This is a genomic window from Acidovorax sp. GW823-FHT01C06, from assembly GCF_058798375.1.
Genome location: NZ_JBXAKN010000014.1, coordinates 1 through 19,548 on the forward strand (window position 1 = coordinate 1; position 19,548 = coordinate 19,548).

A 19,548-nucleotide genomic window follows, 5' to 3' on the forward strand; every position below is an offset into this window, starting at 1 on the left:
CTTTGCTTACTCATGGCACCTCCTATTGGGCCTCAGGTTTGAGGCTCAGAGGTGTCTAGAAAACCCGGGGCGATTCAGCAGGCGATTCTGGAAGACCGGCAGGATGTCCCGGTAGATGATGTGCATGTGCATGTGCATCTGCGCGGCGCGGGTGCTGTCGGCCGACCTCGTATGGGCGAGGAACGTCTCCATCGCCGCGCCGAAGGTCTTGATGGCACGGACACGGCGCTTGTCGCGTTGCTTTTCCAGCACGGGCGAGATGCCCTGGAGAACGGCTTTGCGCGCCTCCAGGAGCAGTTCGCGCGCCATTGCCAGCGAAATACCACCTGGCCCGTAGCGGCCGATGGTCAAGGTCTCGCGGCGTCCGTTGAGACGGTAGTCGTAGCGGAAGGTGAAGGTATTTGCGGGCGATCCCGTCATTTCTGCTGGCAGGCGATAGCTACCGATAGATGCCGAGACGTATTTCCTTCTAAATCAACATGTTACGGCAGCTTTGTCGATAGCTGGCGATAGTCCTGGAACAACCTAAATTCACTCCCACTCGATCGTCGCCGGCGGCTTGCTCGACACGTCGTAGGTCACGCGGTTGATGCCGCGCACCTCGTTGATGATGCGCCCCGACACCTTCTTGAGCAGGGCGTACGGCAGTTCGGCCCAGTCGGCGGTCATGAAGTCGCTGGTCTGCACGGCGCGCAGGGCGACCACGTAGTCATAAGTGCGGCCATCGCCCATCACGCCCACGCTCTTCACTGGCAGGAAGACGGTGAAGGCCTGGCTGGTGAGGTCGTACCAGGTCTTGCCGGTGGCTTCGTCGGTGAAGTTGCGCAGCTCTTCTATGAAGATGGCGTCGGCGCGGCGCAACAGGTCGGCGTACTCTTTTTTCACCTCGCCCAAAATGCGCACGCCCAGGCCGGGGCCGGGGAAGGGGTGGCGGTAGACCATTTCGGGCGGCAGGCCCAGGGCCACGCCGAGTTCGCGCACTTCGTCCTTGAACAAATCGCGCAGGGGCTCCAGGAGCTTGAGGCCCAGCTGCTCGGGCAGGCCGCCCACGTTGTGGTGGCTCTTGATAGTGACGGCCTTCTTGCTCTTGGCGCCGCCGGATTCGATCACGTCGGGGTAGATGGTGCCCTGGGCCAGGAAGGTGGCGCCTTTGTGGCCTCCATCGCCAGCCTTCAGTTTCGCGGCTTCGGCCTTGAACACGTCGACGAACAGGCCGCCGATGATCTTGCGCTTGGCTTCGGGTTCGCTCACGCCTGCCAGCCTGCCGAGGAACAGGTCGCTCGCGTCCACGCGGATGACCTTGGCGTGCAGCTTGCCGACGAACATGTCCATGACCATGTCGCCTTCGTTCAGGCGCAGCAGGCCATGGTCGACGAACACGCAAGTGAGCTGGTCGCCGATGGCGCGGTGGATGAGAGCCGCGGCCACGGACGAATCCACACCGCCGGAGAGGCCCAGGATGACTTCTTCATCACCCACCTGCTGGCGGATCTGCTCCACGGCCTCGGCGATGTGGTCGCGCATGACCCAGTCGGGGTTGGTGCTGCAGATGCCGAGCACGAAGCGCTCCAGCAGCGCCCTGCCCTGCACGGTGTGCGTGACTTCGGGGTGGAACTGCACGGCGTAGTAGCGGCGCTCTTCGTCGGCCATGCCGGCGATGGGGCAGCTGTCGGTGCTGGCCATGAGCTTGAAGCCCGGGGGCAGCTCGGTGACCTTGTCGCCGTGGCTCATCCAGACGTTGAGCATGCCGTGGCCTTCGGGGGTGGTGAAGTCGGCGATGTCCTTGAGCAGCGCGGTGTGGCCGCGGGCGCGCACGGCGGCAAAGCCGAACTCGCGCTTGTGGCCGGTTTCGACCTTGCCACCGAGTTGCTGCGCCATCGTTTGCATGCCGTAGCAGATGCCCAGCACGGGCAGACCCAACTCGAACACGGCCTGGGGAGCGCGGTCGGTGGTGTCCTCGGTCACGCTGGCGTGGCTGCCGGAGAGGATGATGCCCTTGAGCGAGCCGTCCTTCGCGTAGTTACGCACCCACTCGTCCGTCACATCGCAGGGGTGCACTTCGCAGTACACGTTGGCTTCGCGCACGCGGCGCGCGATGAGCTGGGTGACTTGCGAGCCGAAATCGAGGATGAGGATTTTCTGGTGTTGCATGGCGGTGGGTGGTCGAGGGGATGACAAGAAACGGGGCGCCTGATCAAAGGCTGGAGAGGTCGAGAAGTGGTACGCCGCTGCGCTGGGCGGCGGCGGCCTGCGCGGCATCGAAGGTGGCCAGGGGCAGGCGCAGGGAGCGGGCCAGCCAGAGGTAGGCGGCGTCGAAGGTGGGCAGGCCGGTGTCGAGCGCCACGTCTAGCACGGCCTTGTGCTGGGCGGGGGCCAGTTCGTGCAGCTCCACACGGTGGCGAATGGCTTCGAGCACGCCCCACAGGCCTTCGACCGATGCGGGCGGGATGCGGCCGCTGTGAACGCCGCTGGAGATGAGGTTGCTGCACTCCCACTGCCAGAGGTTGGGGGCCTGGGGCTCGACTTCGTCGCGGCGGATCAGGGTGTAGAGGCGGCGCGTGTGCTCGCTGGCCGCATCGGGTAGCAGCCAGGCGGCGGTGACGGAGGCGTCGAGGACGAAGGCAGTCATGCTGCAGCCCTGCCCTTGCGGCGCAAGGTGTCGGGAGTGGCCACTTCGCCTGCGGGCCGGATGCTGGCGTGCAAAGCATCCATCTGGCCCAGCTCGCGAGCGATCTGCTCGTCGGTGATGACGGGGCGGCGGCGCACGGGCAGCAGGCGCACGACCTCTTTGCCGTGGCGGGTGATGCGCACTTCCTCGCCCTGCTCGACCAGCTCGATCAGGGCGGAGAACCTGCTTTTGGCTTCGTAGATGCCGACGGACTGCATGGATGCGCGGACCCCAAAAAGAAAAAGTCTGGCCTGAATGGTGAATTCAGACCAGACTATATCATTCTGACCAGATATTTTCAATCAGGCCAGATTGGATCGGCAGTGCTCAGTCAGCCCTGTAGTTAGGGGCCTCCTTCGTAATTTGAACGTCGTGCACGTGGCTTTCGCGGATACCGGCGGTGGTGATCTCGACGAACTCGGCCTTATTGTTCATGTCGTCGATGGTGGCGCAACCGCAGTAGCCCATGGCGGCGCGCACGCCACCGGCCATCTGGAACACGATGGAGACCATGGAGCCCTTGTAGGGCACGCGGCCTTCGATGCCCTCGGGCACGAGCTTGTCGGCGTTGGGATTGCCGGTGGTGGATTCCTGGAAGTAGCGGTCGGCGCTGCCCTGCTGCATGGCACCGATGCTGCCCATGCCGCGGTAGCTCTTGTAGCTGCGGCCCTGGAACAGGATGACTTCGCCGGGCGCTTCTTCGGTGCCCGCGAACATGCCGCCCATCATGATGGTGCTGGCGCCTGCAGCCAGCGCCTTGGCGATGTCACCGCTGTAGCGCACGCCGCCGTCCGCGATCAGCGGCACGCCCGTGCCCTTGAGGGCGGTGGCCACGCTGTCGATGGCCATGATCTGGGGCACGCCCACACCGGCCACGATGCGCGTGGTGCAGATGGAGCCCGGGCCGATACCGACCTTGACCGCGTCGGCGCCCGCCTCGACCAGCGCCAGCGCGGCCGCGCCGGTGGCGATGTTGCCGCCGATCACGTCGACCTGCGGGTAGTTCTGCTTGACCCAGCGCACGCGCTCGATCACGCCCTTGCTGTGGCCATGGGCGGTGTCGACCACGATGGCGTCCACACCGGCCTTGACCAGGGCTTCCACGCGCTCTTCGGTGCCTTCACCCACGCCGACAGCGGCGCCCACGCGCAGGCGGCCCGAGGGATCGCGGGCGGCGTTGGGGAAGCTGGTTTGCTTGGTGATGTCCTTGACGGTGATCAGGCCCTTGAGCTCGAACGCGTCGTTCACGACCAGGATGCGCTCGAGCTTGTGCTTGTTGAGCAGCGCCTTGGCTTCGGCAGGCGAGGTGCCTTCCTTTTCGTTGACGGTGATGAGCTTCTCGCGCGGGGTCATGATCTGGTGGACCTTGACGTCGTAGCGCGTTTCAAAGCGCAGGTCGCGGCCCGTGACGATGCCCACCACCTTGCCGCCGTCGCACACCGGAAAGCCCGAGATGCCGAGCTGTTCGGACAGCTGCAGCACCTGCAGCACGGTGTGCTCGGGGGTGATGACGACCGGGTCGCGCAGCACGCCGGATTCATAGCGCTTGACCTTGGCCACCTGGGCGGCCTGCTCCTGCGCCGTGAGGTTCTTGTGCACGATGCCGATGCCGCCCTCCTGGGCAATGGCAATGGCCAGGCGCGCCTCGGTCACGGTGTCCATGGCAGCGGACACGAGCGGCAAGTTCAGTTGGATATTGCGGGAGAGTTTCGTCGCGAGGGACGTGTCCTTGGGCAGGACCTGGGAGTACGCTGGCACCAGCAACACATCGTCGAAGGTGAGCGCTTTTCCAAGAAGGCGCATGAGAAAGCTCCAAAAAACGGATTGTACCCGCGTCCGCGGGGCGCCGCAGGGCTCGCGCTCCTTTGCGCACGCACTGGCGGCTGCGTTGCTGCACGGCTAAACTTGCCTGCATGAAATTGCACAAGCTTGTTTTGCTGGCCGTTGCCTGCACCTGGGCCCTGGGTGCCGCTGCCCAATGGCAGTGGATCGACAAGGACGGCCGCAAGGTCTTCAGCGACCGCCCGCCGCCACAGGACATCCCGGAAAAGAGCATCCTCAAGCAGCCAAGCTACGCGGCTGCACGCGTGCCCGCGGCTGCGGCAGCCGCCAGTGCGCCGGAAGCGGCCGATGCCCCCGCCTCGGCTGCTGCGCCTGCGGCCGCATCCCCCCGCGCTCCCGCCAGCGCCGCCGGCAAGGACAAGGAGCTGGAAAAGCGCAAGGCTGAGGCAGAGGCCGCCGAAGCCGCCAAGAAGAAAGCCGAAGACGACAGGATCGCCAAGGCCAAGGCTGAAAACTGCACCCGTGCGCGCGCGGCCAAGGCCACTTTCGAGACCGGCGCGCCGATCAGGCAGAGCAATGCACAGGGCGAGCGCGTCTTCCTGGACGAGGCCCAGCGCAATGCAGAGGTCAAGCGCATCGACACGATCATCGCCTCCGACTGCAAACGCTGAGCGGTCATCCGTGGCAAAAAAACGGCGCCTGGGGCGCCGTTTTTGTTTCAATTGGTATCCCGATCAGTAGCCTGACTTGCCGCCCGGCCGCTGCCGCGCGAAGAGGCCCGTGGAACGCGCGCCCTGCCGGGCAAACCGCTCGCGGCGTGCCACCTTGGGGTCCACCTTGAGCTCCCGGTACAACTCCACGCGGTCCCCGTCCTTGAGCAGCGTCGTCTCGGGCATGGCACGGCCCCAGATGCCGCACGCCATGCCCTCGCGCCGCGCAGCCATCTGCCCGGCGGCTTGCAGGGCGTCGGCGAGCGTGCTTCCAGGGTGCAATTGCACAGTGCATTCGCTGACCTGCCGGGGCGCCAGCGAGACCAGCACGGTGATCCGCATCAGAGCGGGTGCGCGCGGGGTTGCGATGTCCGCACCAGCCGGCTCCTCAGCCATACACCTGTTCCGCGCGCTTCACGAAGGCATCGACCATGCTGCCCGCGATGCGGTCGAACACAGGGCCTACCAGCGCCGCCAGGGCCGCGTTGTCAAAACCGTAATTCAGGCTCAACTCCACGCGGCAGGCCCGCTGGCTGCCATCGCCCACGGGGTGAAAAAGCCAGTCGCCGTCGAGCTGCGAGAAAGGCCCCTTGACCAGCCGCATCCGCACGCGCCGGCCTGCCTCATGGGTGTTGTGCGTCACGAAGGTCTGGCGGATGCCGCCAAATGAAATGCCTACCTCGGCGGTCATGCCCTCTGCGGTCTGCTCGAGCACGGCGGCATGGTCGCACCATGGCAGGAACTGGGGGTAGTGCTCCACCCCGGTGACCAGGGCAAACATTTCTTCGGGGCTATACCAGATGAGGACGGACTTGTGGACGGTTTTCATGCAGACGGCGCCTGCACCGGTGCGCGCAAGCCAGAGGAAATTAGAATCGCGGGTGCGAGACGACGACAATTGTAGGGAGGCCTTTTATCTCCCGGTTTGCGCCGCATCTTTTAAAGCGTGTTCTGCGCCTCAAGTACCGCGTGCGGGTCCAACCTTTCGGGAAAGCCGGGGAAAGGCCCGGCCACGTTGTCGCAGTCCGCTTGCAGTATCGATACTTCGGCGCGTCCTGCGCCCATCTGCCGGGCCTTTCTCCGGTTTTCGCGGGCACGTAAAAGTGCAAACACGCTCTCACCCCATGGCCAAAAAACCAGATCCTACGTCCCGCATTGCCGACAACAAAAAAGCGGCCTTCAACTATTTCTTCGAGGAGCGCCACGAGGCGGGCATGGTGTTGCACGGCTGGGAGGTCAAGGCGCTGCGCGAGGGCAAGGTGCAATTGACCGACGGCTATGTGCTGATACGTGATGGAGAGCTGTACCTGCTCGGTTGCCTGATCAACCCGCTCAAGACGGCCTCGACCCACGTCAACCCCGAATCCGCGCGCACCAAGAAACTGCTGCTCAAGAAGGACGACATCAAGCGCCTGATCGGCAAGGTCGAGCAAAAGGGCTACACGCTGGTGCCATTGAACCTGCACTGGAAGAACGGATTCGTGAAATGCGAGATCGCCCTGGCCAAGGGCAAGGCCGAGCACGACAAGCGCGACACCATCAAGGACCGCGAAGGCAAGCGCGAGGTCGAGCGCGCCATGAAGAGCAGAAACCGCTAGCCTGCGCGCCATCGGGCCGGGAAGCGCCACATTGATGCCAGCCCGGCGGGTTTTTTTGCGGCGGCGTGGAATAAACCACGGTGCCCATGTGTTTGTCCCGGTGCAAGGCCGCATTCGCGCCGCCTGCACCCACTCTGGAGAAACCCATGAAGAAATTTGTCTCGATGGCGGCAGCATTCATCGCCGTTGCCGGTATGGCGGGCTGCGCCTCCATGGCCGACTCGCCCGTGAAAACCGTGGACGGCGTGCTCGTCGGCGCGGGCGGCATGACGCTCTACACCTTTGACCGCGACGCGGCAGGCAGCGGCAAATCAGTCTGCAACGGGCCCTGCGCCACCAACTGGCCCCCGCTCATGGCCAGCACGGCGCCGGGCGGCGACTACAGCATCGTGACCCGTGATGACGGCAAGACCCAGCTGGCCTACAAGGGCAAGCCGCTGTACTACTGGGTCAAGGACACCAAACCCGGCGACAGGACCGGCGACGGCGTGAACCAGGTCTGGCGCACTGCCCGCCCCTGAGGGCGAGCGCGCCCATCCCACCGCGCCATGAACCGCACCCAGGTTGTCGAGCAGTTGCCAGGCCTGCGCCGCTATGCGCGGGTGCTGACAGGTGACGCCTGGGCGGCCGACGACCTCGTGCAGGACACGCTGGAGCGCGCCTGCAGCAAATGGCTGCTGTGGCGCACCGGCAGCGATCTGCGCGCATGGCTTTTCACGCTCATGCACAACCTCTATCTCAACCAGCGCCGCGCGATGCCCGCGCTGGCGCCGCTGGACATCGAGGATGTCCGCGACCAGTTGCCCGGCGCGCCGGTGCCCTCGGACGACGCGCTGGACCTGGAACGCTGCCTGCAGCGCCTGCCCGCGGACCAGCGGGCCGTGCTGCTGCTGGTGGCCATGGAGGACATGAGCTACGAGGACACGGCCCGCATCCTGGCCGTCCCCGTGGGCACGGTGATGTCACGGCTGTCGCGCGCCCGCGCCCGGCTGCGGGTACTGATGGAGCGCACATCGGTGCCTGCGCCATCCCCCTCACCAGCCACGGTGGCAGCCGCCCCACAGACCCAGTCCCAGCCCCCGGCGCTGCGCCGCCTGAAATGACGACGACCCGCGACACTGCCATGGAACCGCGCTCCCACGCCCCGCCCCTCCCCGAAGACGATCCCGCCTGGCACGCCCTGGCGGACGGCCGCCTCCCGGCCGCGCAGGCCGCAGCCTTGCGCCAGCAACTGGAAGGCAACGAGGCCGCGCGCGATGCCATCGCCCATTGGCAACAGGGGCGCGATCAGCTGCAGGCACTGCACCAGGATCTGCTCCATGCCGCCGTGCCCGATACGTTGCTGGCCGCTGCGTTGCGCGCCGCGGGACACCAGGAACGGCAGGCACAGTGGTGGCGCTGGGGCGGCCTGGCCGCGTCGGTGCTGCTGGCCTTCGCGCTGGGGTGGGCGGGGCGTGGCCAGTGGGCAGGCGGCCCGGCCCCGGGCCACCAGCCTCTGGCGGGCGATGCGGCAGCGCTGCTGGCCACGGCGCCGGTGCAGCGCTTTGCCCAGCAGGCCGCCGTGGCCCATGCGGTCTACCAGCCGGAGGTCCGCCATCCGGTGGAAGTCACCGCGTCGCAGCAGGAGCATCTGGTGCAGTGGCTCTCCAAGCGGCTGGGCAAGCCGCTGAAGGTGCCCGTGCTCGCCCCGCAAGGCTATGAGCTGGTGGGAGGCCGCCTGCTGCCGGGCGACACCGGGGCGCGTGCGCAGTTCATGTACCAGAATGCTGCGGGCCAGCGCATCACGCTGTACCTGGGCGCACTCGCCCCCACGGCCACCACGGCGCTTTCTCGCCACGGTGCGCCGCCGCCGTACGACAATCCGCCCGCCACCACGGCCACGGCGGCAGCGGCCTTCCAGTTCACGCAGGAAGGCCCCGTGCCCGGTTTCTACTGGACCGAGGGAAGCTTTGGCTACGCGCTCAGCGGACAGCTATCGCGCGCGGAATTGCTCGCGCTGGCCACGGCGGTATACCGGCAACTGCAGCTCTAGTGTCCCGAGTTAGAAATTCGTTTCACAAAGACGTCGAGAATCGCCGCCATGCTGCGTTGCAAATCCTCGCGATAGCTACGGCTATCGCTGTGGTTTGCGCCTTGCCTGACGACGATTTCGACATCTTTATTTCATCAACTCACTTCCAACTCGGGACACTAGCGTTCGCACCGGCCTGGGTTCAGGTCAGTTCAATCCAGGTCAGGCCAGGGCCGCCAGCGGGTGCGCGTGCGCGGGCCAGGGGCTGGCGAAGAACGGTGCCACCATCGCGGGCGCCACGTCCTCGATACGGCCAGGGTTCCACTTCGGCGCATGGTCCTTGTCCACGGCCAGGGCGCGGATGCCCTCCACCGTCTCGCTCTGGCCAGGGCGCAGGAAGAAGCAGTGGCGCACCATGTCGCGCTCCATGCGCAGGTCGTCGGCCAGGCCCATGCCTCGCGCACGCCGGATCTGCTCGAGCACCACGTGCAGCATCAGCGGCGAGCGCTTGCGCAGCGTGGCCGCCGTGGCACGCGCCCAGTCGGTATCGGCCGCCTCGAGCGCAGCGACGATCTCACCCACGCTGGGCAACGAGAAATATTGGTCAATCTGGGATCTAGCGCTTGACTGGTGTGCGCTGACAGCTATGAATTTGGAAGCAACGTAGTCACGGACCGCAGGGCCATCCGCAAAACCCCCGGCCCCCAGCGCCTCCCACACGGCGGATTGCTGGTCCGAGGGCAGGCAGCCATCCGCTAACTGGTTTTCGATGGCATCACCCGCGCCGATGGTGTCGCCCGTGAGGGCCAGCCACTCGCCCACGCGGCCGGGGCAGCGCGAGAGGAAGTAGCCGCCACCCACGTCAGGGAACAGGCCGATGGCCGTCTCGGGCATCGCCATCTTGGTGCGCTCGGTCACCACCCGCAGCGCTGCCCCCTGGCTGATGCCCATGCCGCCGCCCATCACGATGCCGTCCATGAACGCGATGTAGGGCTTGCCGTAGTTGTGGATCAGGTGGTTGAGCGCGTATTCCTCGGTGAAGAAGTCTTCCAGCAGGGGGTTACCCTGGCTGCCCGCCTGGTGCAGGAAGCGGATGTCGCCGCCCGCGCAGAAGGCACCGAACGGGCCCTCCTTGTTGCTGCCGCGAATCGCCACCGCCAGCACCCGCGCATCGTTCTGCCAGGCCAGCAGGATGCCCATCAGGTCACGCACCATGCCCAACGACAACGCGTTGAGCGCACGCGGGCGGTTCAGGGTAATGAAGCCAACCTGGCCACGCACTTCGCTCAACACTTCAGACACTACCGTCTCCGTCATTTTTGTTCCTTCCAACCCAACAGTTCATTGAAAACCAGCGCACCGATCACCAGTGCGCCCCCCGTCAGCACTGCCGTGCCGGGCTTTTCGCCCGCGCCCAGCCATGCCAGCAAGATGCCAAAGATCACTTCGAGCAAACCGAGCAGCGCCATCTCGGGCGCCTTGAGCACACGCCCACAGCGCACGGCCAGCACACAAGGAATGGCCAATTGCACCACGCCCAGCAGCGCCAGCAGGGCCAGGTCATGGGCCGACGCCTGAAAAGGCAGCGCCAGCGGCAGCGTGGCCACCACCGAGATCACCGCGCCGACCAGCACCGCGGGCACCAGGTCCACCGCGTGGCCGTGGCGCTGCGAGTGTTGCACCACCGTCCAGTTGATGGCTGCCGCCACGGGCACGCACAGCGCCACCAGCGTACCCGCCAAGGGCAGGCCCGCCATCTGCGAACCATACATCCACGCAATGCCCAGCCCCGCCACGGCAATCGCAGCCCATGTGCGCGGGGCGATATGGTGGCCGATGAACACCCGTGCGAACAGCGCGGTGAGCAGCGGCCCCACGGCCATCGTGACCAGCACGTTGGCCACCGGCATGAGCACCAGGGCCACCATGAACGCCGTGAACATCACGCTCCAGCACACGCCTGAGATCCACAGCGCATGGCCACCATGGCGCATGGAGGCAAACACCGCCCTGCCCTGCAGCGCCGGCAGGATGACCAGCAGGGACAGCAGCGTGAAAAAGCTGCGCCAGAAGGTCACCTCAAAGCTCGCCGCATGTTCCAGGTGGCGCGTGACCACGCCAGCGATGGACCACATCAGGGTCACCGCCACCATCAGCACCACCGCGCGGGAATGTGTGAGTTTCAACATGGGTTTCGGGTTGCAGACGGAAAAAAGGCCACTGCGCAGCAGTGGCCCTTCCGGGGAAGCTCAGCCTATCAGGACCGGGAAGCGCGCTTGCGCTCGTTCTCGGTCAGGTGGCGCTTGCGCAGGCGCACGGACTTGGGCGTGATCTCGACCAGTTCGTCGTCCTCGATGAATTCCACGCCGTATTCCAGCGTGAGGTCGATCGGGGGCGTGATCTTGATCGCGTCTTCCTTGCCGCTCACGCGGAAGTTGGTCAGCTGCTTGGTGCGCGTGGCGTTCACCACCAGGTCGTTGTCGCGGCTGTGGATGCCGACGATCATGCCTTCGTACACGGGGTCGTTCGCCTTCACGAACATGCGGCCACGGTCGTCCAGCTTGCCCAGGGCGTAGGTGAAGATCTCGCCGTCGTCCATCGAGATCAGCACGCCGTTCTTGCGGCCGCCGATGTCGCCCTTGTGCGGCTCATAGCTGTCGAAAATGTTGCTGATGAGGCCGGAGCCGCGCGTCAGGTTCAGGAATTCGTTCGTGAAGCCGATCAGGCCACGCGCCGGAATGCGGTACTCCAGGCGCACACGGCCACGGCCGTCCGGCTCCATGTTCACCAGCTCGCCCTTGCGCTCACCCAGGGCCTGCATCACACCGCCCTGGTGGCCTTCTTCGATGTCAGCCGTCACCAGCTCAATAGGCTCGCACTTCTCGCCGTTGATTTCCTTGAACACCACGCGCGGCTTGGACACGGCCAGCTCGTAGCCTTCACGGCGCATGTTTTCCAAGAGGATGGTCAGGTGCAGTTCGCCCCGGCCCATCACTTCGAAGATGCCTTCCTCGTCGGTCTCGCTCACGCGCAGGGCCACGTTGTGCTGCAGTTCCTTTTGCAGGCGGTCCCAGATCTGGCGGCTGGTCACGAACTTGCCTTCGCGGCCGGCCAGCGGGCTGGTGTTCACGCAGAAATTCATGGTCAGCGTGGGCTCGTCCACCTTGAGCATGGGCAGCGGTGCGGGATTGGCGGGGTCGGTCACGGTCACGCCGATGCCGATGTCTTCAATGCCGTTGATCAGCACGATGTCGCCGGGGCCGGCCATGGGCGTCTGCATGCGGTCCAGGCCCTGGAAGGTCAGCACCTGGTTCACACGGCCCTTGACGGCCTTGCCGTCGGGGCCTTCCATGACGACCACGTCCATCATGGGCTTCAAGGTGCCTTGGCTGATGCGGCCCACGCCGATGCGGCCCACGAAGCTGGAGAAGTCCAGCGCCGAGATCTGCAGTTGCAGCGGGGCAGCCGGGTCGCCCGTGTTCGGGGGCACGTGGCTGAGGATGGTGTCGAACAGGGCCGACATGTCGGGGCCCCACTGCTCACCGGGCGCGCCTTCTTCGAGCGACGACCAGCCGTTGATGCCCGAGGCGTACACCACGGGGAAGTCGAGCTGCTCGTCGGTGGCGCCAAGCTTGTCAAACAGGTCGAACGCTGCGTTCACGACCTTGTCGGGGTTGGCACCCGGCTTGTCCACCTTGTTCACGACCAGAATGGGGCGCAGGCCCAGGGCCAGGGCCTTCTTGGTCACGAAACGCGTCTGGGGCATGGGGCCCTCCTGCGCGTCGATCAGCAGCACCACGCTGTCCACCATGGACAGGGCGCGTTCCACTTCGCCGCCGAAGTCCGCGTGGCCGGGGGTGTCCACGATGTTGATGTGCGTGCCCTTCCAGCTCACGGCGCAGTTCTTGGCCAGGATGGTGATGCCGCGCTCTTTTTCGATGGCGTTGTTGTCCATCACGGTATCGACGACCTTTTCGTGGTCGGCGAAGGTGCCGGACTGGCGCAGCAGCTGGTCGACCATGGTGGTTTTGCCATGGTCAACGTGGGCAATGATGGCGATATTGCGGATTTGTTTAGTCATAGTTTTTCCAATATGCCGCTGTGCGCCATGGACGCGGAATGCGGCGTGCTTTCCAAAATTTGTTGAATTTCCAGCGGACTCAGGAGCCTGTCCGGCACCAGCTCCCCGCCCACGATGTGGCCCACCCCCAGCAGCGCCGGGGGATTCTCGCCAAACACCGCCACGGCACTGGCATCGGGCCAGTTGCCACGGCGACGCACGCCCGACAGGAATCGGGCTGCATTCTCACCGTCCAGCGTGACACGCACGTGTTGCGCCAGCAGCGACTCGGGAGCTTCCAGGCTGGCCAGCCGTTCGGCCTCGGGCATGGCTTCCAGCTGTGCCAGCGTGACGCAGCGCTCCACGCCGATCCCGCCGGTATCGATGCGGCGCAGAAAGGTCAGGTGCGCCCCGCAGCCCAGGGCGGCGCCAATGTCTTCCCCCAGGGTACGGATGTAGGTGCCTTTGCTGCAGGTCACTACTATTTTGATAGCGCTTTGCGCTTGATTTGTCTGGATCAGCGTCAATTTCAGTGCGTGAATGACCACGTCGCGCGCCTCGCGCTCCACGGTGATGCCCGCACGGGCGTATTCATACAGCGCCTTGCCATCCTTCTTGAGCGCGCTGTGCATGGGCGGCACCTGGCGGATGGGGCCGGTGAACTGCTGCTGCACCGCCGCCAGACGCTCAGGGGTGAGCTGGGCAGGGTCGACATCGCAGCGCTGCACCACATCGCCCTCGGCATCGCCGGTCGTCGTCGTCGCTCCCAGCAGCGCCAGGGCCTCATAGGTCTTGGGTGCGTCGAGCTGCAGCTGGCTGAACTTGGTGGCCGCGCCAAAACACAGGGGCAGCACGCCGGTGGCCAACGGGTCGAGCGTGCCGGTATGGCCCGCCTTTTCGGCGCGCAGGAGCCATTTCGCCTTTTGCAAGGCGTCGTTGCTCGAAAGGCCGAGCGGTTTGTCGAGCAGCAACACCCCATGCACAGGGCGCCGCTGCACCCTGGTGCGTGGCGCTGGCTGCATGGCTAATCCTCTTTTGCGCGGGAAGAGACAGCCTTGGCAATCAAGGCATTCATGTCGGCCGCCCGCTCGGAGGTGCGGTCGAACACGAAGTGCAGCGTGGGCACCGTGTGGATGTGCAGGCGCTTAAACAAGCCGTTGCGCAGGAAACCCGCAGCCTGGTTGAGCGCCGCCTGTGTCTCCACAGGGTCGCCCGTCAGCAGGCTGAAGAACACCTTGGCATGGGCGTAGTCCGGAGTCACCTCCACGCCCTGCAGCGTCACCATGCCCACGCGCGGGTCTTTCAACTCGCGCGCGATCAGCTCCGTCAGATCGCGCTGGATCTGGTCGGCGACCTTGAAGGCGCGGTTGGGGGTGGAAGATTTCTTCGCAGCCATGTCGTCGTCACCGATGCCTTACAGCGTCCGCGCGATTTCCTTGATGTCAAAGAATTCGAGTTGATCGCCTTCCTTGATGTCGTTGTAGTTCTTGAGCTTGATACCGCACTCGAAGCCTTCCTTGACATCCTTGACATCGTCCTTGAGGCGCTTGATCGAATCGACTTCGCCCGTGTAGACCACCACGTTGTCGCGCAGCAGGCGGAAGCGTGCGTTGCGATGGACCATGCCCGAGGTGATGTACGAACCGGCAATCGTGCCGATCTTGGTGGCCACGAACACCGTGCGGATCTCGGCCGTGCCGATGATCTCCTCGCGCTGCTCGGGGGCCAGCATGCCGGACATGGCCACGCGCAGCTCGTCCACAGCGTCGTAAATGATGCTGTAGTAGTGCAGATCGACGCCATTGCCCTCGGCCAGCTTGCGCGCACCGGCATCGGCCCGCACGTTGAAGCCGATCACGATGGCCTTGGAGGCGATCGCCAGGTTGATGTCCGACTCGCTGATGGCGCCCACTGCGGCGTACACCAGTTGCACCTTGACTTCGTCGGTCGACAGCTTGAGCAGCGACTGCGCCAGCGCTTCCTGCGAACCCTGCACATCGGCCTTGACGATGATGGGCAGCATCTTCACTTCGCCTGCCGTCATGTCGGCGAACATGTTCTCCAGCTTCGCAGCCTGCTGCTTGGCCAGCTTGGTGTTGCGGAACTTGCCGGCACGGTAGGTGGCGATTTCGCGGGCACGGCGTTCGTCCGTGAGCACCATGAATTCGTCGCCGGCCTGCGGCACTTCCGTCAGGCCCTGGATTTCCACCGGGATCGACGGACCCGCCGTCTTGGCCACCTTGCCGTTTTCGTCCAGCATGGCGCGCACGCGGCCATAGGTCTGGCCTGCCAGCACGATGTCGCCCACCTTGAGGGTACCAGACTGCACCAGCACGGTCGCCACGGGGCCGCGGCCCTTGTCGAGCTGCGCTTCGATCACAAGGCCCTTGGCCAGCGAGTCGACCGGTGCCTTGAGTTCCAGCACTTCGGCCTGCAGCAGCACCTGCTCGAGCAGCGTGTCGATGCCCATGCCGGTCTTGGAAGACACGGGCACGAACGGCGAATCGCCACCGTATTCTTCCGGCACCACCTCTTCGACCACCAGCTCCTGCTTGACGCGGTCTGGGTTGGCATCGGGCTTGTCGGCCTTGGTGATGGCCACCACGATAGGAACACCAGCCGCCTTGGCGTGCTTGATGGCTTCCTTGGTCTGGGGCATGACGCCGTCATCGGCCGCCACCACCAGGATCACGATGTCCGTGGCCTGGGCACCGCGGGCACGCATGGCCGTGAAGGCCTCGTGACCCGGGGTGTCGAGGAACGACACCATGCCGCGCGGTGTTTCCACGTGGTAGGCACCAATGTGCTGCGTGATGCCGCCGGCTTCGCCCGCAGCGACCTTGGCGCGGCGGATGTAGTCCAGCAGCGAGGTCTTGCCGTGGTCGACGTGGCCCATGACGGTCACGACCGGGGCGCGCGGCAACAACTCTGCGTTCTGCTGCGTCGAATCGTCGTCAGTGAAGGCTTCCGGATCGTCCAGCGCCGCCACCACCGCCTTGTGGCCCAGCTCTTCCACCACGATCATGGCGGTGTCCTGGTCCAGCGGCTGGTTGATGGTGACCATCTGGCCCATCTTCATCAGCGCCTTGATCACTTCGGACGCCTTGATCGACATCTTGTGGGCCAGTTCTGCCACCGTGATGGTCTCGGGCACATGCACTTCAATGATGCGCGCCTCGACCGGTGCGGACTGCTGGTGGTCGTCGCGATGGTCGCGGTTGTCACCACGGCGGCCACGCGGGCCACCACGCCAGTTGTTGCGGCCGACACCGCCGCTGCTGTCGCCGCGGGTCTTGATTTCCTTCTTCTTGGCGGTGTCATTGGCCCAGCTGGAGGACAGCTTGGCCGACTTCACTTCCTTGCCGGCGCCGGGCGCGCCTGCGCCGGCGGCGGCCGGAGCCCCCGCACGCGCCACACCCGTGCCCACGGCCGGCTTGTGCAGCGTGCCCTTCTTGGCATCGCCCACCGCGGCGGGCTTGGCCACGGGCTTGGGTTCCTCGGGCTTCTTGGCCACCATGACCGCCTTCTTGGGCGTGGCCATCATGGAGCGAATGGCCGCGGCCTCGGCTTCGGCCTTGCGGCGGCGGGCATCCAGATCGGCCGCACGCGCGGCTTCCTCGTCGGAGCGGGCCTTGGACTCGGCAGCAGCCTTTTCGCGCGCTTCGGCCTGGGCGGCGCTGCGCGCAGCGGTTTCAGCGGCCTGCTCGCGGGTCGCTTCCTGCTTGACGGCAGAGGCCTGGGCCTTCTTTTCGGCTTCCTGCGCAGCGTAGGCGGCAGCACGCTCCTCGGCTTCGCGTTCGCGCTTTTCACGGGCTTCGCGTTCAGCGCGCTTCTCGGCCAGCTCCGCCTCCTGGCGGCGGATCAGCTCGGCCTGACGGCGCGCTTCTTCCTCGCGGCGGGACAGCTCGAGATCCTCGCTGGAAACAGCGGCCTCCTGCGCCGCCACGGGCGCATGGGATTCGGCAGATGCCTCGGCACCTTCATCGCGCTGGATGAACGTGCGCTTCTTGCGCACTTCCACCTGGATCGTGCGGGCCTTGCCCGTGGCATCGGCCTGCTTGATCTCGCTGGTGGACTTCTTCACCAGCGTGATCTTCTTGCGGTCGGCCGAAGCCGTGCCATGGCTGGCCTGCAGATAGGCAAGCAGCTTTTGCTTGTCCGACTCGGTCAACGCGTCGGAGGGGGCAGCCTTGCCCACGCCGGCAGCCTTGAGCTGGTCGAGCAGGGTTTCAGGCGATTTTTTGAGTTCGGTTGCAAACTCGGCGACAGTATTACTGGACATATGTGGTTCGTGCCTCCCTGACCTTTACTCTTGCCCCGCGAACCAGTGTTCGCGCGCCTTCATGATCAAGGCTTTGGCTTCTTCTTCAGACTGTCCGGTCAGGTCGGTCAGTTCATCAATGGCCAGATCGGCCAGGTCGTCACGTGTATGCACACCGCCTTCAGCCAACTTGGCAATCAGCTCGGGGGTGAGGCCTTCGAGGTCGCGCAGGTCCTGGGAGACCTCTTCCACGCTTTCCTCGCGGGCGATTTCCATCGTGAGCAGCGCATCCTTGGCGCGGGCGCGCAGCTCGTTGACGGTGTCTTCGTCGAAGCTTTCGATCTCCAGCATTTCCTGCAGCGGCACATAGGCCACTTCTTCGAGGCTGTTGAAGCCTTCGGAGATCAGGATGTCGGCGATTTCCTCGTCCACATCCAGCTTTTCCATGAACAGCTTGCGGGCCGTGTCGGTCTCGTTGGCCTGCTTCTGCGCGCTTTCGGCGGCGTCCATGATGTTGATCTTCCAGCCGGTCAGATCGGACGCCAGGCGCACGTTCTGGCCGCCGCGGCCGATGGCGATGGCGAGGTTTTCCTCGTCCACCACGACGTCCATGGCGTGCTTTTCCTCATCGACGACGATGGAGGACACGTTGGCCGGTGCCAGCGCGCCGATCACGAACTGGGCGGGGTCTTCGGACCACAGCACGATGTCCACGCGCTCGCCGGCGAGTTCGTTGGTCACCGCGTTCACACGGGTGCCGCGCACGCCGACGCAGGTGCCGATGGGGTCCACGCGCTTGTCGTGCGACAGCACGGCGATCTTGGCACGCGAGCCGGGGTCGCGGGCGCAGGACTTGATCTCCAGCAGGCCCTGCTCGATCTCGGGCACTTCCTGGCGGAAGAGCTCGATCATGAACTCGGGGGCCGAGCGCGACAGGATGATGGGCGCGCCGCGCAGGGTCAGGTCCACTTCCATGATCATGGCCCGCACGCGGTCGCCGCTGCGCAGGTTTTCCTTGGGGATCATCTCGCTGCGGCGCAGGCGGCCTTCCACACGGCCGGACTCGACAATGATGTCGCCCTTGTCCATGCGCTTGACGGTGCCGGTGAAGATGCGCTCGCCGCGCGACATGAAGTCGTTGAGCAGCATTTCGCGCTCGGCGTCACGGATCTTCTGCAGGATGACCTGCTTGGCGGCCATGGCGCCGATGCGGCCGATCGGCACGGACTCGACACCCTCTTCGATGTACTCGCCGACTTCGATGTCGGGAATGCGGTCCTTCGCATCCATCAGCAGCTCTTCGGCTTCGGGATTCTGCAGGCCCGCGTCATCGGGCACGACCAGCCAGCGGCGGAAAGTCTCATAGTTGCCGCTGTCGCGATCGACGGACACGCGAATGTCCACCTCGCCCTGGTACAGCTTCTTGGTAGCCTGGGCCAAGGCCGACTCCACGGCGCCCAAGACCACATCACGCTCAACGTTCTTTTCGCGCGAAATGGCCTCAACCAACATCAACAATTCGCGATTCATGCGACGACTCTCCTGTTTCAATCACCCGAGGGCAGGGTCCGCGCGCTGCGGCCACCCACCCCAATTCATTCAGCCACTCAGGCGGACGCCGGCCCGGCCTTGCCTCCACGCCCCTTGAAATCCACGATGGGCGCCAGACGGACGTCCCGCACCTCATCCAGGGTAAAACCCAGCGCCTGCAGCGGCGCCGGAACGCGTTTCTTGCTCACCTTCTGGCCCGGCTTGACCGGCGGCTCGTCGCTCCAGACGATCTGCCAGCCTCCAGCTTCGGCCCGCTCCAGCGTGCCGCGAAATTTCTTGCGGGTGGCATTGACCTGCCCCGCCGCTGCGGCGCCGATGGGCGCCTTCAGGGTGATGTCGATGACCGAGCCCTCGAAGCGCACGAAGTCCTGCTCGTGGCGCAAGGGGCGGTCGATACCGGGGGAAGACACTTCCAGGCGCTTGTACTCGACGCCATCGACCTCCAGCGCAAATTGCAGCTGGCGCGTGACCTTTTCGCAGTCTTCGACGGTGACAAACTGATCCAGCGCCGGGACCGGCGCGTCGGCGGGCGGCTGCACCCAGGGCAAGTCAATGGTGATGCGCAGCAGACCACCGGCAGAGCGTTCGATCTCCACCAGGTCATATCCCAGGCCCGTCACAATTTGTTCAACGACTTGCTGTAATGCCACGTGTTCAGTTCAATCCCGGAAAACAACACGACTGACGCAAATCGGGATCCGGCGAGTCGCCGACCCCATGGTGGGAGCACTTCCTGTGCGCCCTTGTTTGCGTAAGTCCAAAACAAAAAACCCGATAACCCCCGGAGACCTTCCCCGACAGCTTCGAGCTCCAAAAGCATTCGACCAAAAAAAACGGGCGGTTGGTACCCGCCCGTTTGGTCGTGAGATTCATATTGTAGCGCGTAACGCCTTGATTTGCAAAGATG

The 19,548-nt window shown here is 65.1% G+C and carries 19 protein-coding genes and 1 pseudogene; 5 read left to right on the forward strand and 15 right to left on the reverse strand.

Translation table 11 applies throughout. The features are described 5' to 3' along the window. Nucleotides 1–75: 75 nt before the first annotated feature. The 5 genes and pseudogenes from AC1RCS_RS22740 to guaB form a co-directional block, all read right to left on the reverse strand. A pseudogene (locus tag AC1RCS_RS22740) lies at nucleotides 76–420 on the reverse strand (Arm DNA-binding domain-containing protein); the annotation flags it as partial. 111 nt (nucleotides 421–531) lie between these two features. Continuing rightward, nucleotides 532–2,151, reverse strand: coding sequence for a glutamine-hydrolyzing GMP synthase (guaA, locus tag AC1RCS_RS22745; protein ID WP_492246282.1), 1,620 nt, complete (start codon nucleotides 2,149–2,151; stop codon nucleotides 532–534). Nucleotides 2,152–2,194: 43 nt separating this feature from the next. Next, on the reverse strand, nucleotides 2,195–2,629 hold the full coding sequence (locus AC1RCS_RS22750; RefSeq protein ID WP_218294367.1) for a type II toxin-antitoxin system VapC family toxin: 435 nt from the start codon (nucleotides 2,627–2,629) through the stop codon (nucleotides 2,195–2,197). Further along, a complete protein-coding gene (locus AC1RCS_RS22755; RefSeq protein WP_218294366.1) occupies nucleotides 2,626–2,886 on the reverse strand; it encodes a type II toxin-antitoxin system Phd/YefM family antitoxin in 261 nt (86 codons plus the stop codon). The genes AC1RCS_RS22750 and AC1RCS_RS22755 overlap by 4 nt, the downstream gene beginning before the upstream one ends. Nucleotides 2,887–2,995: 109 nt before the next feature. Continuing rightward, entirely contained in the window at nucleotides 2,996–4,471 is a 1,476-nt protein-coding gene (gene guaB, locus AC1RCS_RS22760) for an IMP dehydrogenase (RefSeq protein WP_218294365.1), read from the reverse strand. 110 nt (nucleotides 4,472–4,581) lie between these two features. Here guaB and AC1RCS_RS22765 point away from each other — a divergent pair, with 110 nt between their 5' ends. Then, the gene (locus AC1RCS_RS22765) at nucleotides 4,582–5,121 is read left to right on the forward strand and encodes a DUF4124 domain-containing protein (RefSeq protein ID WP_492246281.1); all 540 of its coding nucleotides are present in this window, start codon (nucleotides 4,582–4,584) and stop codon (nucleotides 5,119–5,121) included. A gap of 63 nt (nucleotides 5,122–5,184) precedes the next feature. On the opposite strand, the gene AC1RCS_RS22770 is transcribed toward AC1RCS_RS22765, so the two are convergent. Together AC1RCS_RS22770 and AC1RCS_RS22775 are read right to left on the reverse strand one after the other, a co-directional pair. Then, the gene (locus AC1RCS_RS22770; RefSeq protein ID WP_255590838.1) at nucleotides 5,185–5,502 is read right to left on the reverse strand and encodes an RnfH family protein; all 318 of its coding nucleotides are present in this window, start codon (nucleotides 5,500–5,502) and stop codon (nucleotides 5,185–5,187) included. A gap of 46 nt (nucleotides 5,503–5,548) precedes the next feature. Further along, nucleotides 5,549–5,989 (reverse strand): type II toxin-antitoxin system RatA family toxin, encoded by a 441-nt coding sequence (locus AC1RCS_RS22775; protein ID WP_218294362.1) that lies wholly within the window; start codon nucleotides 5,987–5,989, stop codon nucleotides 5,549–5,551. 295 nt (nucleotides 5,990–6,284) lie between these two features. Between AC1RCS_RS22775 and smpB the strand changes: the two genes are divergently transcribed. The 4 genes from smpB to AC1RCS_RS22795 all read left to right on the forward strand — a co-directional run bounded on the left by smpB (nucleotide 6,285) and on the right by AC1RCS_RS22795 (nucleotide 8,790). Then, nucleotides 6,285–6,758 carry an SsrA-binding protein SmpB gene (smpB, locus tag AC1RCS_RS22780; RefSeq protein ID WP_218294361.1) on the forward strand — a complete coding sequence of 158 codons (474 nt, stop codon included), beginning with the start codon at nucleotides 6,285–6,287 and terminating at the stop codon, nucleotides 6,756–6,758. Nucleotides 6,759–6,904: 146 nt separating this feature from the next. Beyond that, nucleotides 6,905–7,279, forward strand: coding sequence for a COG4315 family predicted lipoprotein (locus tag AC1RCS_RS22785; protein WP_492246280.1), 375 nt, complete (start codon nucleotides 6,905–6,907; stop codon nucleotides 7,277–7,279). Nucleotides 7,280–7,306: 27 nt separating this feature from the next. After that, the gene (locus AC1RCS_RS22790; protein ID WP_492246279.1) at nucleotides 7,307–7,861 is read left to right on the forward strand and encodes an RNA polymerase sigma factor; all 555 of its coding nucleotides are present in this window, start codon (nucleotides 7,307–7,309) and stop codon (nucleotides 7,859–7,861) included. 20 nt (nucleotides 7,862–7,881) lie between these two features. Beyond that, entirely contained in the window at nucleotides 7,882–8,790 is a 909-nt protein-coding gene (locus tag AC1RCS_RS22795) for an anti-sigma factor family protein (protein WP_492246278.1), read from the forward strand. A gap of 201 nt (nucleotides 8,791–8,991) precedes the next feature. Here AC1RCS_RS22795 and AC1RCS_RS22800 read toward each other — a convergent pair whose 3' ends face one another. The 8 genes from AC1RCS_RS22800 to rimP all read right to left on the reverse strand — a co-directional run bounded on the left by AC1RCS_RS22800 (nucleotide 8,992) and on the right by rimP (nucleotide 19,291). Next, nucleotides 8,992–10,086, reverse strand: a complete 1,095-nt coding sequence (locus AC1RCS_RS22800; RefSeq protein ID WP_492246277.1) for an enoyl-CoA hydratase/isomerase family protein — start codon at nucleotides 10,084–10,086, stop codon at nucleotides 8,992–8,994. Beyond that, nucleotides 10,083–10,958 (reverse strand): DMT family transporter, encoded by an 876-nt coding sequence (locus AC1RCS_RS22805; RefSeq protein WP_218294356.1) that lies wholly within the window; start codon nucleotides 10,956–10,958, stop codon nucleotides 10,083–10,085. Before AC1RCS_RS22805 ends, AC1RCS_RS22800 begins: the two co-directional genes overlap by 4 nt. Nucleotides 10,959–11,026: 68 nt before the next feature. Next, nucleotides 11,027–12,850 carry a translational GTPase TypA gene (gene typA / locus AC1RCS_RS22810; protein ID WP_218294355.1) on the reverse strand — a complete coding sequence of 608 codons (1,824 nt, stop codon included), beginning with the start codon at nucleotides 12,848–12,850 and terminating at the stop codon, nucleotides 11,027–11,029. Then, nucleotides 12,847–13,851, reverse strand: coding sequence for a tRNA pseudouridine(55) synthase TruB (gene truB, locus AC1RCS_RS22815; protein WP_492246276.1), 1,005 nt, complete (start codon nucleotides 13,849–13,851; stop codon nucleotides 12,847–12,849). Before truB ends, typA begins: the two co-directional genes overlap by 4 nt. Before the next feature lie 2 nt (nucleotides 13,852–13,853). Continuing rightward, nucleotides 13,854–14,225 carry a 30S ribosome-binding factor RbfA gene (gene rbfA, locus AC1RCS_RS22820; RefSeq protein WP_008904004.1) on the reverse strand — a complete coding sequence of 124 codons (372 nt, stop codon included), beginning with the start codon at nucleotides 14,223–14,225 and terminating at the stop codon, nucleotides 13,854–13,856. Nucleotides 14,226–14,243: 18 nt separating this feature from the next. Then, complete coding sequence (infB, locus tag AC1RCS_RS22825) at nucleotides 14,244–17,111, reverse strand: translation initiation factor IF-2 (RefSeq protein WP_492246275.1); 2,868 nt, start codon at nucleotides 17,109–17,111, stop codon at nucleotides 14,244–14,246. A 24-nt stretch (nucleotides 17,112–17,135) separates the two neighbouring features. Next, nucleotides 17,136–18,620: a transcription termination factor NusA gene (nusA, locus tag AC1RCS_RS22830; protein WP_218294352.1), complete on the reverse strand. Its 1,485-nt coding sequence runs from the start codon at nucleotides 18,618–18,620 to the stop codon at nucleotides 17,136–17,138. A 77-nt stretch (nucleotides 18,621–18,697) separates the two neighbouring features. Continuing rightward, the gene (gene rimP, locus AC1RCS_RS22835; protein WP_218294351.1) at nucleotides 18,698–19,291 is read right to left on the reverse strand and encodes a ribosome maturation factor RimP; all 594 of its coding nucleotides are present in this window, start codon (nucleotides 19,289–19,291) and stop codon (nucleotides 18,698–18,700) included. Between the last annotated feature and the right edge of the window lie 257 nt (nucleotides 19,292–19,548).